Genomic DNA, 19,034 nt, shown 5'->3' on the forward strand with positions numbered 1-19,034 from the left:
GAGGCGTCAAATGCACTCCGGCGTTAAATCCGCTGTAATTTCGTCGTAATAATACGCCCGTAAGGTAGGGATCTCTGCCCTATGCTCTCTGCGGCGGATCCAAACCTGCCGTGATGTCCCATGTTCAATTTGAGCCTTGTTGGGTTGCGAGGAATTCGCGCTGGCGACGGCAATAGCACCGGTCCGTCGGGTGCACCCGTACCGCGGACGCACCGCAGAGGTGGCCGGGCTTTCCGCAGGGTCTTCCCATTAATTTTTTCGCTGGCCGTCTCCAACCTGGCGCAAGCGGAAGACGCAATCTTGACGACGCCAACGCCGCAGAACGAGGCGGCACCTCCATCAGCGCAGCCCTCCATCTCGACGAGCATACCGGCGCTCGGGGAGTTCAAGCGGGCGCTGCTTGAGCGTGGCTTCAATCTTCAGTTGAACTATACGGGAGAAGTCCTTGGAAATCCAGCCGGAGGTGTTCGGCAAGGCGCAATCTATGAGGGCCTTTTAGAAATGTCCGTCGACGGCGATCTCCAAAGGATCGCCGGTTTGAACGGCGCCACGTTTCATATCAACGCCTACCAAATTCATGGCCGCGGCCTGTCGACCTATAATATCTTCAATTATTCGACCATCAGCGGCATCGAGGCACGGCCGACGACCCGCCTCTTCGAACTCTGGTTCGAGCAAGAGTTTTTGGGCGGATTTGCCTCGGTTCGTGCCGGCCAACTGGCGGCGGACACGGAATTTCTCCTGAGCGATTTCGACGCCCTCTATTTTAACGGCACCTTTGGCTGGCCTAATCTCACCTCCGCGGATTTGCCGGGGACTGGCCCTCACTATCCGGTGACCACGCCGGGTGTCCGCCTCAAACTGGTTCCAAACGATCGCACCACGCTGTTATTTGCCGTGTTCAATGGGGATCCGGCCGGTGTCGGCCGCAACCTCGCATTGACGGAGATCAAAGACCCCGCGGGGATCAACTTCCGGCTTAGGGACCCGCCGTTCGTCATTGGCGAGGCCCAGGTTGCCTACACGCTGCCCATCGGGGTCGACGGTCTAGCCGGAAAAGGCAGGATCGGCGGCTGGCATCATTTCGGAAAATTCGATGATTATTATCTAGGCATCGATGGCTTGTCGCTGGCCAATCCGGCGAGCGACGGGCTTGCCATTGTACACACTGGTGATTTCGGGCTCTATGGCATCGTCGATCAAATGGTCTGGCGGCGTCCGGGGGACGATCCGAGAAGAGGGATTGGCGTCTTCGGCTTGGCCATGATTGCCCCGCCGGACCGGAATCTCATCGACCTGCAAGTGGAAGCGGGTATTAATTTCGTCGGTCTCTGGGACTGGCGCCCGGAAGATATGTTTGGCATGGCCATGGCCTATTCGAGGGCTTCCTCCTCGGTGCGGCAACTGGACCGCGACGGCGCCTTGTTTGCTGGAATGCCACTGCCCATCCGCAGCTCCGAGATGTTGCTCGAACTCACCTATCAGGCCCAAATCATTCCCGGAATGATCGTTCAACCCGATTTTCAGTATATTTTTCGTCCAGGCGCTGGGATAGTGGACCCCTTTAACCCATATTTAGGCAGAATTCGTGACGCGGCGGTTTTTGGCATGCGCGTCGGGACGAAATTCTAAGTGCCAAAATTTGCTGTAAAGCTTTTCTAGAAAGCGCAGGACCTGTTTGACTGCCATTCTATTGGGCAAACTCGGCATACTCGAAGATCAGAAAGAATATTATTGACCGGCTAGCCATCAAGCGCCTGACCTCGATGTTGCGCGTGCGGTTACGCGCGGTAAAATCACGCATCCGATGCTTTTCGCCGGGATTGCGTGGACACGGGGAGATAACGTAAAGTTGTGTTTCATTTCTTGCCGCGAGCGATTTGTTTTAATATCTATCGCCTATGCTTCAGCTGGCGAGGGAAGATTGAAAAGGACACGAATGATACAGCGAACCCACGGTATCCCATTGGCGGCCACGTTGGGTTTCATGATCCTCGCTCTTCCTGGATGCACGGAGCAACATGCGAAGACGAAGGATGTGACGGCTCCCCCTCAAGTTGCCGTGGTTACCGTTCAACCGGCCCCTCGACCCTACATCCGTGAATTACCAGGCCGAATCGCACCAACACAGGTCGCCGAGGTTCGCGCCCGCGTCGCGGGGATCATCATCGAACGCCGGTTCCAACAGGGCGCCGAGGTAAAGGCGGGCGACGTGCTCTATCGCATCGATCCGGCCCGGTTCGAAGTGGAACTGGCTGCCGCCCGCGCCGCTCTTGCCAAGGCTCAGGCCGGGCTCGAGCAAGCCGCGCAACAAGCAAAACGCATCGAAACATTGACCCAAAAATTGGCCGCGTCACAGGTCCAATACGAAACAGCCGTCGCAAACTGGCGCCAGGCCGAGGCGGACGTGGCCGCCCGGAAAGCCGATGTGGCGCGAGCCCAGCTCGATATCGACTACACCTACGTTCGCGCGCCGATTAGCGGACGAATCGGCCGAGCTCTGGTCACCGAGGGCGCGCTGGTCGGCCAAGGCGAAGCGACCCATCTCGCCACGGTGCAACAGCTCAATCCCATTTACGCGGATTTCACCCAGTCGGCTAACGATCTCCAGCAATTGCGGCGCGATTTCGAAAGCGGCGATCTCGATCAGATTGCACCCGATGCCGCCAAGGTGCGGCTCGTGTTCGGCGATGGAGCGGTTTATCCGTTTACCGGCCGTCTGCTCTTTTCCGACGTCACCGTCGATCCGAGCACCGGTCAGGTTACTTTGCGTGGAGAATTCCCGAACCCGAAAACAGAGCTATTGCCCGGCATGTACGTCCGGATTCAAATCGAGCAAGGCATCGACGCCGACTCGCTGGCGATTCCCCAACAAGCCGTTCGGCGCAGCGACATCGGCACCAGCGAGGTCTTTGTGGTGCGTGCGGACAACCGCGCTCTGCTGCAACCGATCCGTTCCGGGAGAGTCGTGGACGATCAATGGCTGATCCTTGAGGGGCTGAAACCTGGCGATCGTGTCGTCGTGGAAGGGTTTCAAAAATTCGCGGCCGGCGATCTTGTAAATCCGGTTCCCTGGCAGACCCAGGCCGCTTCGGCCACCAAAGGCACCGCTTCGGGCAACGTCGACTAACGAGGCGCTTTCATGGCCGGTTTTTTCATCAATCGACCGATCTTCGCGGTCGTCGTTGCACTGTTTATCTGTCTTGGCGGCGGCCTTGCGCTCCAATTCTTGGCGATCGCGCAATATCCGATCATCGCTCCCCCTTCGATCTCCATCAGCACCAGCTACCCCGGCGCCTCCCCGCAAAATCTCTACAACAGTGTCACGCGTCTCATTGAGGAGGAACTCAACGGCGCGAGCGGAATCCTGAGCTTCGAGTCGGCCAGCGATTCCTTGGGTCAGGTCGAGATCATCGCCAATTTTGTGCCCGGCACCGATTCGGCGCTGGCCTCGGTCGAGGTCCAAAACCGGATCAAGCGTGTCGAAGCGCGCTTGCCGCGCGCCGTGATTCAGCAAGGCATTCTGATCGAGGAAGCTTCCAGCGCCGTTCTGCAAATCATTACCTTGCAGTCCACCGATGGAAAGCTGGACGAGATCGGGCTCGGCGACTTCATGGTCCGCAATGTGCTGGGCGAGATCCGGCGCATTCCAGGGGTGGGCCGGGCGACGCTTTTTTCGACCGAGCGATCGTTGCGGGTTTGGATCGATCCGGACAAACTGGTCGGCTACAAGCTGAGCGCCGACGATGTCACGAAGGCGATCGAGGCCCAGAATGCCCAGGTTGCGTCGGGCGCCGTCGGGGCTGAACCCAGCCGCGAGGGCCAAGCCGTTTCGGCGATGGTTCTGGTCAAGGGACAACTCAGCACGCCCGATGAATTTGGCGCCATTGTCCTGCGCAGCAACCCGGATGGCTCGACCGTTCGTCTGCGCGACGTGGCGCGCATCGAAGTTGGCGGCATGGGCTACCAGTTCACCACCAGGCAGAATGCCGAACCCACTGCCGGCCTGTCGGTCCTGCTGTCGCCGACAGGCAATGCGCTGGCGACCGCAAACGCCGTCGCAGAAAAAATGCAGGAATTGTCGAAGTTTTTTCCGGCGAATATCAAATACGCCATTCCCTACAATATCACGCCGGTTGTTGAGGCTTCGATCAAGAAAGTCATCACCACCCTCGTCGAGGCGATGGTTCTCGTCTTCCTGGTGATGTTCCTGTTCCTGCAGAATATTCGCTACACGCTCATCCCGGCGGTCGTCGTTCCGGTCGCGCTGATCGGCACGTGCGGCGCGCTGCTCGCGTTTGGCCTCTCCATCAACCTCCTGACCTTGTTCGCCATGGTGCTCGCCATTGGAATTCTGGTCGATGACGCCATTGTGGTGGTCGAGAATGTCGAGCGCATCATGTCCGAGGAAGGGCTGCCTCCCCGCGAGGCCACCCGCAAGGCGATGACCCAAATCACCGGGGCAATCATCGGAATTACGCTCGTCCTCGTGGCCGTATTCATTCCCATGGCATTTTTTCCGGGTTCGGTCGGCATTATCTATCGCCAGTTTTCGGTGACGATGGCAGCGGCGATCAGCCTTTCCGCTTTCCTGGCGTTGTCTCTCACGCCGGCATTATGCGGCGCGTTGTTGAAACCGGTGGCTGCCGGCCATCATCATGCGAGAAGAGGTCTTTTCGGCCTGTTCAACCGCGGCATGGAGAAAGCGAAAACGAACTACAGCGGGATCGTCCGTTGGACACTCCTGCGGACCGGCCGGTTGATGCTGATTTATTTGGCGATGGTCATCGGTCTCGCCTGGGGGTTTTCGCGTCTGCCCACCGGCTTCCTGCCCGTCGACGACCAGGGCTTCATCACCGTCGACGTACAGACGCCGCCAGAGGCTTCCTTCAACCGAACCTTGGACGTGGTGAAGCAGGTCGAAGCCTTTCTGATGAACAGGCAAGGCATCGATCAAATTACGTTTTTGACGGGCTATAGCTTTTTAGGCCAGGGCCAAAATACCGCGCAGGCTTTCGTCACGCTGAAGGATTGGAGCCAGCGTGGCAAAGATGATTCGGCTGAAGCGATCGTGGCAGATACCAACAAGACCTTGGCCTCGATCAAGGACGCCAAGATTTCGGCGTTGCAGCCACCGCCCATCGACAATTTGGGTAATTCGAGCGGCTTCAGCTTTCGGCTGCAAGACCGGGCACAGAAAGGATATGAGGATCTGATGCGGGCCAAGGACCAAGTCCTGGCCGCGGCGAAAGCCAGCCCGATCCTGCAGGATGTGTATGTCGAAGGCCTGTCGCCTGCGCCACAGGTCGAACTTATCATCGATCGCGAGAAGGCCTCGGCTCTTGGCGTAACCTTCCAGGACATCAACAACACGATTTCGACCAATCTTGGGTCGGCCTATATCAATGATTTTCCGAACCGCGGACGCATGCAGCGCGTCATCGTTCAGGCAGATCATTCGGGACGCATGCAAACGGACGAGATCCTCGGCTTCCATGTTCATAACAACAAGGGCGAGCTCGTACCGTTTTCCTCCTTTGCCTCCGTCAAATGGACGGTCGGACCAACGCTTTTGGTGGGGTTCAACTATTATCCCTCAGTCAGGATCAGCGGCTCCGCCCGGCCCGGCTACACGAGCGGCGACGCGATTGCCGAGATGGAGCGCATCGCGGCCACCTTGCCGCAAGGTTTTGGATATGAATGGACCGGCCAGTCCTTGCAGGAAAAGCTGGCGGGTTCGCAAGTCTCTCTCTTGCTCGCGCTCTCGGCTTTGGTGGTGTTCTTGCTGCTCGCGGCCTTGTATGAGAGCTGGACGATTCCGATCTCGGTTCTCTTGACTGTCCCGCTCGGCATGTGTGGCGCGGTGATCGCGGTGACGCTGCGCGGCATGCCGAACGACGTCTATTTCACGATCGCGCTCGTCACCATCATCGGGCTTGCCGCCAAGGACGCGATTTTAATCATCGAATTTGCCAAGACCCTGCACGCCCAGGGCAAATCTTTAGCGGATTCGGCCATAGAGGCCTCCTACCTTCGCTTCCGCCCTATCTTGATGACGGGCTTCGCGTTCGTGTTCGGCGTCGCCCCGATGGTCGTTGCAACCGGGGCGAGTTCCAAGAGTCAGCAGGCACTCGGGACCGGCGTGATGGGCGGTATGATCGCCGTCGTCGTCCTGGCCCTACTCTTGGTGCCCTTGTTCTATGTGGCAGTCCAACGTCTCTTCCATCGACAAAAATCCAAGGGCGAAGGACAGACCCCGGCAGCCAAGACGCCGCAAGAGACCGCCGATATTCCGCAATAGCACGAATGCTTCAAACGAGATGTTCGCAAGCGCATGCTCACATCTGCTGCTCGTGAGATCGGCACAGCGATGCTCGACACCGCGACGTTCTAAAACTTGATCGTTGAACGGACGCCAAACACCGCTGCATCCGGGATACGGCCAGCGAGGCGATTGAGCGGATTGAGCATGCCGCCGCCAGGATGAAAAACATACTGGAAGTCTGGTTGGACGAGAAATCCCGGGATGATTTGCGCCTGATAGGTGGCTTCGAAAGAAACTTCGTCATCAAGGCGCGCGTAGGGGCCGGGCGTAAACAATGCTTGGTCGATGGCTTGTTGCCTTGTATCTGGCGAGATCCGTGAATAGGAAACCGCGGCCCCGAAGCTATCGTCGGGCCTCGTATCAAAAATACCAATCAAATCGATACCTGCATCGGCATAGAAGTCGATGAGATTGCGGTCGGAAGGGGCGGCCGCAGCCCGCGCGAAAACAGCTATCCCCTTTTTGGCCTCGTTCCGGGACCGCCGCCAGACCATTTGATCAATTACGCCATAGACTCCGGTGTCGCCGGAATGAATAAACGGATTGCCTATTTTCGACGGGTCAGCAAGCAAACCGCCATCGGCGGCAAGCCGCTGGTCGTTGAAGCCGCCGAAATGATGCCATGCACCAAGCTTGATGGTACCAGGGAGCCCTGGCGAGTCGGCCGACTGATTATATTTGAACTGCGCCTCACCGATCAGCAAAGGCGGATCTCTAAGGCGGAAATTTATCCCCGCGGGATCGAGGATCTCTCCCAATCCGGAAAACCCGGCTCCGGAGGGATCGCCATTATACAAGGCCGCAAGAAACGTGGTTTGGTCGTTAGGTATCAGCTTGAGGCGCACGCCCGGTGTCGCCAGTGGATAAGTCGGGCCGCCATTGCTCGGCAAGTCGGCCCTCATCAAATCGGGCCAGCCAAACGTACCATTTATAAATAAAGCGTCAAACTCGCTGATGAAGAAGTCCGTGTCGGCCGACAATTGGCCGACACGGACCGCTGCAAGCCCGTCAAAGAACTGCTGTTCGACCCAGGCTTCAAACAGCCGGGTGGTAGGACGCGCCTCAATGCTGCTGATGGTCGATATGTCGAAGAGATTATAGGTCGAGAGCCCCCTGCCGTGGATCACATAGGCATTGATGTGAAAGCTGGCGCCGGTCAGTCCGGCGATTTTATTGAGATCGCCATCGAGGGCCATCTCGAACAGGCCTTCATTAATTGTCCCCTGCCTGATACCCCCCGTTGGATTGCCAAGTACTTCTCCGGTATAGTTCAGTTGCAAATTGTAGCCGAGATCAAGCAATGCCTTCTTGAACCGGGCGAGCACAGGAATACTGGAGGCGATCGAAGGCTGGAGATTTGGCGGCAGCGCTTCACTTTCGGGCGCCGGCGAATTGGCAAGCACGTCCTGCGCGCGGACGGAGCCGCCCGATAGCGCGAACCATAGGGCGGTGAGCAGCGCGCAAATCGAAACATTGAGCTTCATCGATTGCGCCCAAATATTTCTGGGTTGGAGCGGGTGAAGGGAATCGAACCCTCGTATTCAGCTTGGAAGGCTGCTGCTCTACCATTGAGCTACACCCGCGAAGCCTTTTCTGTATCAGCCGTCCGATAGTGAGTAAATGGCACCGATGCTGTTCAACACAACAGTGTCCTGCAAACAACAGGTCCCAACTATTAGCACCCGGCCGACGGCAAGTGGGGTCGAACGAAGGCGAGGAATGTTTAGACACTCCTCTCGTAGGTTTAGAGAAATTCTAAATATCCGCCCCTTTATATAATAATTATTCTAAATAAAAACTAATAGTAAAAGTTGACTTTGTATTATACGCGCGTCCTAATTTGAAAGTCAGCCAAGCTTAGAACTATTATTGTTTGCCACAAAGCTGACTTATTCTAGGCAAACGGGGGCTCTAATGCAATACACTGGTGAGTTTATGCGTCATAAAATCAAAGGCAGGCCCCTTCTTTTTGAACCGACCAATCCATCTTCCTCTTCTGCTGTGGGTCCAAGAAAACGACCCGGATTAGCGCGTACATTGGCGGTCGTCTCAGTGTTGGCTTCATCCGGAAGCGCCGCCTACGCCGACGATCCCATGAGGGAAGGCAGGTCCGCGGCGCAGCCCACCAATGAGGAATTGATCGAAAAGCTCGAAAAGATGGAAGCGCGTATCCGATCTCTTGAAGGCGAACTCCATCGCAAGGCAGCGACGAGTCAGGAGTCGAAACCCCGGGTCGCCGCCCGCGGCAAGCCGCAGAATGCACCGGCAGCCCCGGAAAACATCCCACCTCCGCCGGCGGATGAGCAAGTTGCGCTGGTGCCGCTCCCGCCACCGCCAAACCATGATCTGTTCGGCGTGGCGCCATCGCCCGTCCCCGGCCTCAAGATCGGCGCCTATGGAGAGCTTCGGTTCGGCGGGCAGCAAAATCCGGCGGCCAACGGACAATGGCAAACCGGCTTTGACGCCGCGCGCGTGGTGCTGCTTCCATCCTACCAGTTCAACGACAATATTATCTTCAATGCCGAAATAGAGTTCGAGCACGGCGGTATCGCCTTCGATGCCGACGACAAGCTGCATGGCGCGGTCGATATCGAACAAGCCTATGTCGATTTCAGGATCGCACCTTATTTCAATATTCGTGCGCCCGGCATCGATCTCGTACCCATCGACTGGATCAATCTGCATCATGAACCGACGCTGTTTTATAGCGTAAGGCGGCCGGAACTCGACAATGGATTAATTCCGACAACCTGGAAGGCGCCAGCGGCGAGCATCTATGGGCAGATCCTCGACGGGTTGGGATATCAATTCCAGATCAGCCAAGCGCTTGAGGATTTCGGGGGCGATTTTGACGCACGAACCGACGCCAACACCCCGGTTCTCTTCCCGATCGGATATACGGCCGGAATCAGCGGCATCGAGGCGCTGGGGCTGGCGCAGGCGCCTTTGGGAGACTTCCGTCAGCTCAGCAACTATCTCGGCTACACGCTACGCCTGTCCTATACCCTGCCGTTCCTTCCAGGATTTGATGGCGGGAGCTCGGTTTATTTCACTCCGAGCACAACTCCACGGGGCGCCTATGGCAACACCGGGATTCTTCTCGGCCGTTCGAGTTTGACAGTTCTGGAAACTGACTTCCGCTACCACGTCCCTGAAACGGGTCTCGAATTTCGCGGCGAATTCGCCGAAGTTTTCATCGGCAGCCCGGCCAATATGCGGGCCAACAATGATACCGACCCCTTCAACAATGTTGGCAAGACCATGTTCGGCGCATCGGGCGAGGTCGCCTATCATCTTCCGATCGGTGTGATTTTGGGCAGCAATTGGGAGGCGGTTCCCTTCTATCGCTATACGTTCCAGAATTTTCAAACGGGCGGCTTCGCCGGAACCGATTTGAACATCCCAACGGGAGCGGGCATCACTCAATTCCACGATATCGGCCTTGCGGTCTATCCGACGCCGGAACTTGTTTTGAAAGTTGGTTACACCAAGGTGATCAATGCGGCGCCGGGAGGACCTCTGTCCGACAGCGTTTTAGGCGGCGTCGGTTTCTTCTTCTGATCCCTAGCGAGGGAATGTATGATTGGCGCAACGGCCGCTATGAAAGAGGAGAGCGCTTGAATGAGTGACTGGGTCCGCTGGACTGCGCCAGCGGCGGCAATCGCAATGGCTTTGCCGGCTTACGCCTATCAATATACAACGGTCGGCGGCGCACAGCAGCAGGCCTTCCCAGGTGCGCGTTTCGAGGAGATCCAATCCCAGCGGGTTTGGAAAGCGCGGGCTGGCGACAAGGTGGTCGGCTATTTCTTTGTCGATCATGTTATCGGCAAGCATCTTTATATCGACTACTCGGTTGCCTTGGATGCGGATGGGCGAGTCCGCCGGGTGGAGATCCTCACCTATCGGGAGTCCTACGGCGGCGAAGTCGCCAATGCGAGTTGGCTTTCGCAATTCATAGGCAAAAGCAGCGGCAGCGCTCTCGAAGTCAACCGGGACATTCGCAATATTTCCGGTGCCACCTTGTCGTCGCGGCATGTGACTGAAGGCGTCAAACGGATTTTGGCTTATTATGCCAGCCACTTGCGATAATCTTCGCCGCTTGCGGCCGCTGCTTGGGACTTTCGTCGAAGTTGCGGTCGCCGATTCAGATGCAGAGGCCATGGAAGCTGCCGTGGAAGCAGCCTTCGTGGCGATCGACACTGTACATCGGCTGATGAGCTTTCACGACCCGGAAAGCGATGTGAGCCGCCTCAACCATGGCGCTGCAAAGTCGGCAATCGCGGTGCATCCCTGGACTTTTCAGGTGCTCGAAACGGCGCTCGATCTGCATCGCTGCTCCCTTGGCATGTTCGACATCAGAATTGCCCCTGTCTTGCAGTCGCTCGGCATGTTGCCCTATCACGAGGGCGATCCCCCTTTAGCCAATGCCTCGGCACGAGACCAAGCGCAGATCGAATTGCTCTCCGGTCAAACCGTCCGGTTCCATGACAGCCGAACCCGGATCGATCTCGGGGGGATCGCCAAGGGCTTTGCGGTTGATCGCGCGATCGACGTGTTGCGAAAGTCAGGGATTTCCTCGGGCCTCGTCAATGCTGGCGGCGACCTTGCTGTCTTTGGGCCAAAAGGCATGATGGTCACAATCCGCGATCCGAATTGTCCAAGCAAAGGCCTGTGTCAGGTCGAGCTCCGCAATGCCGCGCTCGCAACCAGCGGCGCTCGATCCGAGCCCTTGCAGCGGATTGAACCGACCGGCCCCGAAGTCATCGATCCCGCCACAGGGGAGCCGGTGGGCGTAGTGCTGGGGGCGAGTGTTCGGGCCCCCACTTGCCTCTTGGCCGATGCGTTGACAAAGATCGTCATGATCGGCGGAGAAAAATCGGCACCCCTCTTAAGGCAGTTCGATGCCAGCGCTCTTTTCGTATCGGCGGAAGGTGAAGTCCTTGTCAGTTCTGAGTGGCAAAATGCTACCGTTCTGGCGGCTTGAGCCCCCGTTCCGTTTTGCGGTCTACATCACCTTTTCGGTGTTGTTCGCAAGCGGCGCCGCTTGGCTTGTCGCCAATGCGCTGAAGGAGTCAGCCGAAGGGGAGTTCTGGCAGGAAAGCGGCGCTTATCTGCTGGCGCTGCATGGGGGCGCAGCCATGCTGATTCTGATGCTGCTCGGCGCGCTTTTTCCTTTGCATATCGGGCGAGCCTGGCAAGCCAGGAAAAACCGCGCGACCGGCATCATCGTGACGATCTGCAATGCCGCCCTGATCGCGACCGCTTTCGGGCTTTATTATCTCAGTTCGGACGCACTGCGTCCCTGGTCGAGCGACCTTCACATCAGCTTCGGACTGGCCTTACCATTGCTGCTTCTGGCGCATATCAAGATTGGGCGAGCGCAACGGAAATAGGCCCGTGTCTTCTTAGACCACCGCCTTGAAGGCCCCGCGTCCCGCATAATGCGCTTGCGAGCCGAGTTCCTCCTCGATCCTGATCAACTGATTATATTTTGCGAGCCGGTCCGAGCGGGCAAGCGAGCCGGTTTTGATCTGGCCGCAATTCGTCGCGACCGCGAGATCGGCGATGGTTGAATCCTCCGTCTCGCCCGAGCGATGCGACATCACGGCCGTGTAGCCCGCCCGCTGGGCCATATCGACGGCGGCGAGCGTTTCCGTCAGCGTGCCAATCTGATTGACCTTGATCAGGATCGAATTGGCGATGCCATCCTTGATCCCGCGCGAGAGGCGTTCGACATTGGTGACGAAAAGATCGTCGCCGACCAGCTGGCATTTTTTTCCGATGAGATCGGTCAGGATCTTCCAGCCTTGCCAATCGTCCTCCGACATCGCATCCTCGATCGAGAGGATGGGATAGCCGGCGAGAAGCTTCGCTAAATATTCCGCCTGCTGCTGCGGCGAGCGAGTCTTTCCCTCGCCCTCATAGACATAATTGTTGTCCCGGAAAAATTCGGTCGCGGCGCAGTCGAGGCCAAGACCGATATCTTCGCCGGGCTTGAACCCGGCGTCCGCAATCGCCTTGCGGCAAAAATCAAGCGCCGCCTCGGCAGAAGGAAGATTGGGAGCGAAACCGCCTTCATCGCCGACATTGGTGTTGTGGCCGGCTTTTTTCAGGGCGCTTTTCAGGACATGGAAAACCTCTGAACCCCAGCGCACCGCTTCCTTCAAGGACGGGGCGCCGACCGGAATAATCATGAATTCCTGAAAATCGATCGGATTGTCAGCGTGAACGCCGCCGTTGATGATATTCATCATCGGGACCGGCAGCACATGCGCCTGGACTCCCCCGATATAGCGGTAGAGCGGCAGGCCTGCGACATCGGCGGCGGCCTTGGCAACCGCAAGGGAAACGCCCAAAATTGCATTGGCCCCAAGCTTGGCCTTGTTGGGCGTGCCATCGAGCGCAATCATCGTCGCGTCGATTCTGCCTTGCTCTTCCGCATCGAACCCGCTCAAAGCGTCGAAAATATCGCGGTTGACGCTTTCGATTGCTTTCAGGACTCCTTTGCCGGAAAAGCGTGTCTTGTCGCCGTCGCGCAATTCGACCGCTTCATGCGCACCTGTCGAGGCGCCCGAGGGCACGGCGGCGCGCCCCGTTGAACCATCCTCCAGGGTGACATCGACCTCGATGGTGGGATTGCCGCGGCTATCCATGATTTCGCGTGCGGCGATGTCGACGATGGCGGTCATGGAAGCTCCTGTGGGATTTTGGAAAGCCGAAATCGCGAAGCTCTGGAACAGGCCTCGCACTCGAAGTCATGCGGGCTTTTACGCCGAAGCGCTGCAGAAAAAAAGCCTCGGTCTTCAGCATTTTTCGACGAAACTTGTCGGCTGCGTTAAAACACGTGAACATGCAAACCTAACGCTGTCAGAGACCCTTAAACTTTATCGGGCTAGCATCGTTGGTTCGCCGGGAGGAGGAAAAGTGGCATTTAACCGGTTTGCCTTATGTTCCGTCGTCATCCTCGCACGGAAGCTTTGCTGGAGCTGCTTGGCGTTCGCGTTGAGTCTACCAGCTGCGGCAGCGATGGCTGCCGTGCTGGAAAACCCGCCCCTGCCGGTTCCAAGGCCCGATGAGCGCGTCCCTCAGTCCATCCCCGCCCTGCCTGCCGCGCACCCGCTCTCTGAAACCGTGCCGGGCGCCGCCGCGACGCCGCTCGGCCGCTCCGACCTCGCACCGACGCGCAAGGCCTATCGCCTGCTCATCCAAAAAGAAGCCGATAAAAACGGCTTGCCCGCGGACATCGCGGATTCCGTCGCGGCAATCGAAAGCGGCTACGACCCTGCGGCGACGGGCGCGGTCGGTGAAATCGGATTGATGCAAGTGCGGCCGGAAACCGCGGCTATGCTTGGGTTTAAAGGGGATTTGACCGAACTCGCACGGCCCGATGTCAACATCCATTATGGAGTGACCTATCTCGGGCAGGCGTGGCGACTGGCAAACGGCGATCTTTGCCGGGCTCTCATGAAATACCGCGCCGGTCATGGCGAGGAAACCATGTCGGCCCTGTCCGCGAGCTATTGCGGCCGGGCGCGAGCGCATTTGGCAGCTATTGGCTCGCCCTTCGCGGCAGGGGCCAGCGTTCCCTTCGTCTACGATCCGATAGTCCCAATAATCCCAAAGGTTAAACGCGGGCCAAGGATCAGAACGGCGGCGACAAGCCGGGCGTTTTGGGCGGCGCATGAGGCGCGGGTCAAGGCGTTGACCGCGCAGATCGAAGCTAAATGGCGGCGGATGGCATCGCGATAGTCGGTTTTTGGCAATCCCGGGCCGGCTGGGAATCGGCGAACTCGTTCTTAAATCCTTCGCGCCAGCTCGGCCAGAGAAGAGGCTCGCCGAAGGTTTTTTTCGCCTTGGCATTGGAGGCGCCGCGCGCTTCCGTCATCAAAATGAAGGCATCGCCAATCAAGAGACGCGCCATCCAGGTGGGAACATGCCGTGGCGGCGGCGCGCCGAGAATGGCCGCCAAGGCCGGCAGCCACTCGGAAACGGGGGCGGGATCGTCATCGACAATGTTGTAGATCCCAGGGGCTCCTTGTTCCACCGCCGCGAGGGTGATGCGCGCGACATCGTCGATATGAATGAAAGACCAAATGCCCTCGCCGCCCCCGATGATCGGAACTCGGCGCTGGCGAATATCCTCGATCAGAGCGCCATCCTTCCCGAAAGCTGTGCCTGGCCCGTAAAAAGCGCCATAGCGTAGGATCACGCCCTCCATGGATTTTTCACCCATAACCTTGGCTTCGAGATAGCGGAGGGCATCGAGCGTGCGGCGGAAGGCCGGGGGTGGACTTGGATCGAAGCGATCCCCCTCCTTCTTGACCGGGGCGCCCTCGCGCGCGTAAGGCCAGCCCGCGAAGCTCTGAGCAATGAAGCGGCGTACCCCTGCAGCCCGCGCTCCCGCCAGCAAATTGTCCGTCCCTTCGGTTCGCAGGCGATTGGTCTCGGCGAATTCTTGGTCATAGCGGCTAAGGTCGAGATGGTGGGAAATCGCGGTCAGCTGGTGGATGATCACGTCCGGCTGGAACCGCTGAATGGCTCTCATCACATGGGAGGGTTCGAGCGCATCGGCAATCACGGGCTCGGCACCGAGGCTATGCACGGACCCGGCTTTCGCGGCCGAGCGTGTCAAGGCAGCCACCTTGTGCCCTTTTCCGACCAGGAGGGGCACGAGACGACGGCCAACGACTCCGCTGCCCCCCGCAACGAGAATTTTCATGAGAGACGTCCAGCTGAACGGTTCGAAAAGGGGTTTCTCCTTGAACCGTAACCCAAGATAACTTCAACCGATGACGTTAGTTGCACAGATGTTTCGACGTTTGGCAGTTTATTTGCGATGGAACGGGGGTTCGGCTTCGGCAATAATACAAAATTCGCCGATCGATCGTTCGGGAGGCCCGTATAGCTGCCGGAAATCCCAAGCCCATGGCCAAAACCCACACCGGAACAAGTCTCCTCGGCCAAAATGTTGCCGCGCCGCAAACGCCCGACGAGGCAACGCTCGATCGCGTGCCAAACCCCCACCGGGGCACCAATTACATCGCCCGCTTCACGGCGCCGGAGTTTACATCGTTGTGCCCGGTGACCGGCCAGCCGGATTTCGCCAATCTTGTGATCGACTATCTTCCTGGCGCGTGGCTCCTCGAATCCAAATCCCTAAAACTCTATCTGACGTCGTTTCGCAACCACGGTGCTTTTCACGAGGATTGCACTTTGCGGATCGGGAAGGATCTCGTCGCCTGTCTCGAGCCGGTTTGGTTTCGGATCGGGGGGTACTGGTACCCGCGCGGCGGCATACCCATCGACGTGTTCTGGGCCGTGGGAGAGCTGCCTCCAGGCACCTGGCTTCCGGATCAGGGGATTTCGCCCTACCAAGGCCGCCGCTAAAGTTTAAGGGTTAAACCAGCCGCGATTGCTCCACCGCAGCGGCAACAAAGCTCGCAAAAAGCGGATGCGGGTCAAACGGCCGCGACTTGAGTTCCGGGTGAAATTGAACTCCGATGAACCAGGGATGATCCATTAATTCTATGGTTTCCGGCAGCAGCCCGTCCGGGGACATGCCGGCAAAGATAAGCCCTTTTTCGGCGAGCAATTTCCGGTAGGCGGTATTGACCTCAAAGCGGTGCCGGTGACGCTCCGAGATGCTGGTCTTGCCGTAGATGGCGGCGATCTTCGATCCCGGCATCAGCTCCGCTCGATAAGCCCCGAGCCGCATGGTTCCGCCAAGATCCGCCTCGGCTGCGCGGATTTGCAGCTCATTGCCGCGCATCCACTCGGTCATGAGGCCGACCACCGGTTCCTTGGCCGGCCCGAATTCGGTGGAATTGGCTTCGGGGATTCCCCCCAGGGACCGTACAGCCTCGATCACCGCCATTTGCATGCCGAAGCAAATCCCAAAATAGGGGACTTTGCGTTCGCGGGCGAAGCGCGCGGCGAGAATTTTCCCTTCCGCCCCGCGCTGGCCAAAACCGCCCGGTACGAGAATGCCCTGGACGTGTTCGAGGAAGGGCGCCGGATCGCTGTTCTCGAAGATTTCCGATTCGATCCAATCCAGGTTGACCTTGACGCGATTGGCGATGCCGCCATGGCTCAGTGCTTCGGTCAGCGATTTATAGGCATCCTTGAGGCCCGTATATTTGCCAACGATGGCAATCGTGACCTCGCCTTCCGGATTCGAAACCCGCTCCATCACCGCCGTCCAGCGGCTCATATCGGGCTTGGGTGCGGGTTCGATTCCGAACGCAGCCAAAACTTCCCGATCGAGACCGGCGGCGTGATAGGCGTGCGGCACTTCATAGATCGAGGTGACGTCGCGCGCTTCGATCACCGCGCTTTCGGGCACATTGCAAAAAAGCCCGATCTTGCGGCGCTCTTCCCGCGGGATTTCGCGATCGGTCCTGCAGAGCAAAATTTGCGGTTGAATGCCGATCGAGCGCAATTCCTTGACGGAATGCTGAGTGGGCTTGGTCTTAAGTTCGCCGGCGCTCGGAATATACGGCAAAAGCGTAAGATGAATATAGATGGCGTGGCTGCGCGGCAATTCATTTCCGAGCTGACGGATCGCCTCAAAGAATGGCAGGCCCTCAATATCGCCGACCGTGCCACCGATTTCGACCAGGACGAAATCCACGCCTTCGTTGCCGTTCAGAACGAATGTTTTGATCGCATTGGTCACATGGGGAATTACCTGGACGGTCGCGCCGAGGTAATCGCCGCGCCGTTCCTTGGCGATAATATCCTGATAGATTCGGCCGGTCGTGACATTGTCTTCCCGTAGCGCGGGGCGCCCGGTGAAGCGCTCATAATGACCGAGGTCGAGATCGGTTTCCGCCCCGTCTTCGGTAACGAAGACCTCGCCATGCTGATAGGGACTCATGGTCCCTGGATCGACGTTTAGATAGGGATCGAGCTTGCGCAGGCGCACGGAATAGCCCCGCGCCTGGAGCAAAGCTCCAAGGGCGGCTGCCGCAAGCCCCTTGCCAAGTGATGACACCACGCCGCCGGTGATGAAAATATACCGCGCCATGGGCTTTGGGACTTATCCTGTTTTAGCCCCCTTGGGGAGTTTAATTTCGTTGCGCGGCCGTTTGTGCACCAAAGAGTTTGGTCACTTCGAGCTGGGCGTTCCTGGCTGAGGTTTGACCGGGCCTGGCGCGGCGGGGGCCGACTGTGACGGGGCCTGCGGCACAGCCGATTCCGGAGCCGGGACCATCGGCGCAAGCGGGCCTCCTGGCGGCAAAGTCAGACCCGGAATGCCGGTCCCTGAGGTTTTTTGCTCTTCCAGCCGCCTCAATTGATCAAGCAAATTACCCTTGCCCTCATCCGGCTTGGCCGCGTCCCCAGTCGGTGCAACGGGTTTCACGGATTGCAGGATCGTCTCAGGGCCCTGGTTCAGACGCGCCAGCACGGTCAAGCCGAGGCTGGTCGCAAAGAACAGCGCGCCCAAAATGGCGGTCAATCGGGTCAAGACATTGGCCTGGCCGCGCCCGGTCATGAACCCGCCGCCGCCGCCGACGCCCAGCGCGCCCCCCTCGGAGCGTTGCAAGAGCACGGTCACGACAAGCGCGACAACGACCATAAGATGAATAACGATCAGCACCGATTGCATGAATTAAGCTTTCGTCTCTTCGTCAGGCCAGTTTCCGGACCCGCGCACCTTGTTTCCAAATTTGCGCCGTCTGGCAAGTCCTGGCTATTTTGGCTTTTCTCGCGGGGGCAGGCCCTTTCGGCGGCCCCAAAACTGGACGACCTGCCCGCGACAGGCCTGAACTTCGAAGAAGCTCTTATACCGAGCGACCTACCGCTGGCTAGTGCCAACCGACCCGGCGGCGGCGCAGCAGGGGGATTTAGCCGCAATCCTGATAGAATCCGGCAATTGCCATAAAATCTGTACATTGGAGGCTGGCGCCGCCGACGAGCGCCCCATCGACCTGATCGATGGCCAAAAGCTCCGCGGCATTTGCCGGCTTGACCGATCCTCCATAGAGAATGCGGACCGAAGCACCCTGCCCCGGTAGGTGTTCGTCCAGGCCGCCCCGAATGAAACCATGCATGGCAGCAACGTCTTGGGGCGTTGGCGTTAGACCCGTGCCGATGGCCCAGACCGGTTCATAGGCGATGACGACGCTTCCCGGCACCGGATTTTCCGGAATCGAGCCCGCCAATTGCCTCGCGACGATCGGGAAGGCTTCGCCCGCTTCGCGCTCGGCTCTTGTTTCGCCGACGCATATGATTGCCGTGAGCCCGGCGCGGAGCGCCGCCCTCGCCTTGCACCGAACGATCTCATTGCTCTCATGATGGCCGGCGCGCCGCTCCGAATGCCCGACAATCACATAAGTCGCCCCGGCATCCTTCAGCATTTCGGCCGAGATGTCGCCGGTAAACGCTCCGCTTGGCTCGGCGTGACAGTCCTGCCCCCCAAGCTTGACCTGAGAGCCTGTGCAAAGGGCAGCGGCCTCAATCAGCAGCGTGGCTGGAGGGCAAACCAAGATTTCCGCCTTGCCTGCTCCGCCGGCAGCGACGGCGGCACAAATTTCCGCGATCTCCCCAAGGCTCTTGCGCAAACCGTTCATTTTCCAGTTCCCCGCGACGAGAGGGCGTGGTCCATGGGTCATGCGAGGGGTTTCCGTCTATTTGGGATTGATGCCGCGTTGCATGCGCTGCCCCATGTTCTTATAGTCCCGGCCCAAATTGTAAAAGCCAACTCTGT

The 19,034-nt window shown here is 58.6% G+C and carries 15 protein-coding genes and 1 tRNA gene; 9 read left to right on the forward strand and 7 right to left on the reverse strand.

The window, feature by feature from the left end; translation table 11 throughout:
- Window positions 1-120: 120 nt before the first annotated feature.
- The 3 genes from CU048_02315 (at window position 121) to CU048_02325 (ending at window position 6,301) form a co-directional block, all read left to right on the forward strand.
- The gene (locus CU048_02315) at window positions 121-1,632 is read left to right on the forward strand and encodes a carbohydrate porin (protein QBR70304.1); all 1,512 of its coding nucleotides are present in this window, start codon (window positions 121-123) and stop codon (window positions 1,630-1,632) included.
- A 307-nt stretch (window positions 1,633-1,939) separates the two neighbouring features.
- A complete protein-coding gene (locus CU048_02320) occupies window positions 1,940-3,130 on the forward strand; it encodes an efflux transporter periplasmic adaptor subunit (GenBank protein ID QBR70305.1) in 1,191 nt (396 codons plus the stop codon).
- A 12-nt stretch (window positions 3,131-3,142) separates the two neighbouring features.
- Window positions 3,143-6,301, forward strand: a complete 3,159-nt coding sequence (locus tag CU048_02325) for a multidrug efflux RND transporter permease subunit (protein ID QBR70306.1) — start codon at window positions 3,143-3,145, stop codon at window positions 6,299-6,301.
- An 89-nt stretch (window positions 6,302-6,390) separates the two neighbouring features.
- Here the strand turns inward: CU048_02325 and CU048_02330 are convergent, their stop codons facing one another.
- The gene (locus CU048_02330; GenBank protein ID QBR70307.1) at window positions 6,391-7,809 is read right to left on the reverse strand and encodes a carbohydrate porin; all 1,419 of its coding nucleotides are present in this window, start codon (window positions 7,807-7,809) and stop codon (window positions 6,391-6,393) included.
- A gap of 25 nt (window positions 7,810-7,834) precedes the next feature.
- A tRNA-Gly gene (locus tag CU048_02335) sits at window positions 7,835-7,908 on the reverse strand.
- A gap of 511 nt (window positions 7,909-8,419) precedes the next feature.
- Here CU048_02335 and CU048_02340 point away from each other — a divergent pair.
- From CU048_02340 to CU048_02355, 4 genes are read left to right on the forward strand one after another with little or no spacing between them, the layout of a single operon-like run.
- Window positions 8,420-9,886, forward strand: coding sequence for a hypothetical protein (locus CU048_02340; GenBank protein ID QBR72594.1), 1,467 nt, complete (start codon window positions 8,420-8,422; stop codon window positions 9,884-9,886).
- A gap of 60 nt (window positions 9,887-9,946) precedes the next feature.
- Window positions 9,947-10,414 (forward strand): FMN-binding domain-containing protein, encoded by a 468-nt coding sequence (locus CU048_02345; GenBank protein ID QBR70308.1) that lies wholly within the window; start codon window positions 9,947-9,949, stop codon window positions 10,412-10,414.
- Entirely contained in the window at window positions 10,395-11,309 is a 915-nt protein-coding gene (locus CU048_02350) for an FAD:protein FMN transferase (protein ID QBR70309.1), read from the forward strand. Before CU048_02345 ends, CU048_02350 begins: the two co-directional genes overlap by 20 nt.
- The gene (locus CU048_02355; protein QBR70310.1) at window positions 11,287-11,718 is read left to right on the forward strand and encodes a hypothetical protein; all 432 of its coding nucleotides are present in this window, start codon (window positions 11,287-11,289) and stop codon (window positions 11,716-11,718) included. The genes CU048_02350 and CU048_02355 overlap by 23 nt, the downstream gene beginning before the upstream one ends.
- A 12-nt stretch (window positions 11,719-11,730) precedes the next feature.
- Here CU048_02355 and CU048_02360 read toward each other — a convergent pair whose 3' ends face one another.
- Window positions 11,731-13,014, reverse strand: a complete 1,284-nt coding sequence (locus tag CU048_02360; GenBank protein QBR70311.1) for a phosphopyruvate hydratase — start codon at window positions 13,012-13,014, stop codon at window positions 11,731-11,733.
- A 337-nt stretch (window positions 13,015-13,351) separates the two neighbouring features.
- On the opposite strand from CU048_02360, the gene CU048_02365 reads away from it, so the two are divergent.
- Window positions 13,352-14,074 (forward strand): lytic transglycosylase, encoded by a 723-nt coding sequence (locus tag CU048_02365; GenBank protein ID QBR72595.1) that lies wholly within the window; start codon window positions 13,352-13,354, stop codon window positions 14,072-14,074.
- On the opposite strand, the gene CU048_02370 is transcribed toward CU048_02365, so the two are convergent.
- On the reverse strand, window positions 14,046-15,044 hold the full coding sequence (locus tag CU048_02370) for a dehydrogenase (protein QBR70312.1): 999 nt from the start codon (window positions 15,042-15,044) through the stop codon (window positions 14,046-14,048). The genes CU048_02365 and CU048_02370 overlap by 29 nt on opposite strands.
- A gap of 206 nt (window positions 15,045-15,250) precedes the next feature.
- Here CU048_02370 and CU048_02375 point away from each other — a divergent pair, with 206 nt between their 5' ends.
- Window positions 15,251-15,712: an NADPH-dependent 7-cyano-7-deazaguanine reductase QueF gene (locus CU048_02375; GenBank protein QBR70313.1), complete on the forward strand. Its 462-nt coding sequence runs from the start codon at window positions 15,251-15,253 to the stop codon at window positions 15,710-15,712.
- Between the two features lie 10 nt (window positions 15,713-15,722).
- On the opposite strand, the gene CU048_02380 is transcribed toward CU048_02375, so the two are convergent.
- The 3 genes from CU048_02380 to CU048_02390 all read right to left on the reverse strand — a co-directional run bounded on the left by CU048_02380 (window position 15,723) and on the right by CU048_02390 (window position 18,939).
- Window positions 15,723-17,351 carry a CTP synthetase gene (locus CU048_02380; protein QBR70314.1) on the reverse strand — a complete coding sequence of 543 codons (1,629 nt, stop codon included), beginning with the start codon at window positions 17,349-17,351 and terminating at the stop codon, window positions 15,723-15,725.
- An 81-nt stretch (window positions 17,352-17,432) separates the two neighbouring features.
- On the reverse strand, window positions 17,433-17,933 hold the full coding sequence (locus tag CU048_02385) for a preprotein translocase subunit SecG (protein QBR70315.1): 501 nt from the start codon (window positions 17,931-17,933) through the stop codon (window positions 17,433-17,435).
- A gap of 238 nt (window positions 17,934-18,171) precedes the next feature.
- Entirely contained in the window at window positions 18,172-18,939 is a 768-nt protein-coding gene (locus tag CU048_02390) for a triose-phosphate isomerase (protein ID QBR70316.1), read from the reverse strand.
- Window positions 18,940-19,034 lie beyond the last annotated feature (95 nt).

Source organism: Beijerinckiaceae bacterium (genome assembly GCA_004564215.1).
GTDB lineage: Bacteria > Pseudomonadota > Alphaproteobacteria > Rhizobiales > Beijerinckiaceae > Methylocapsa.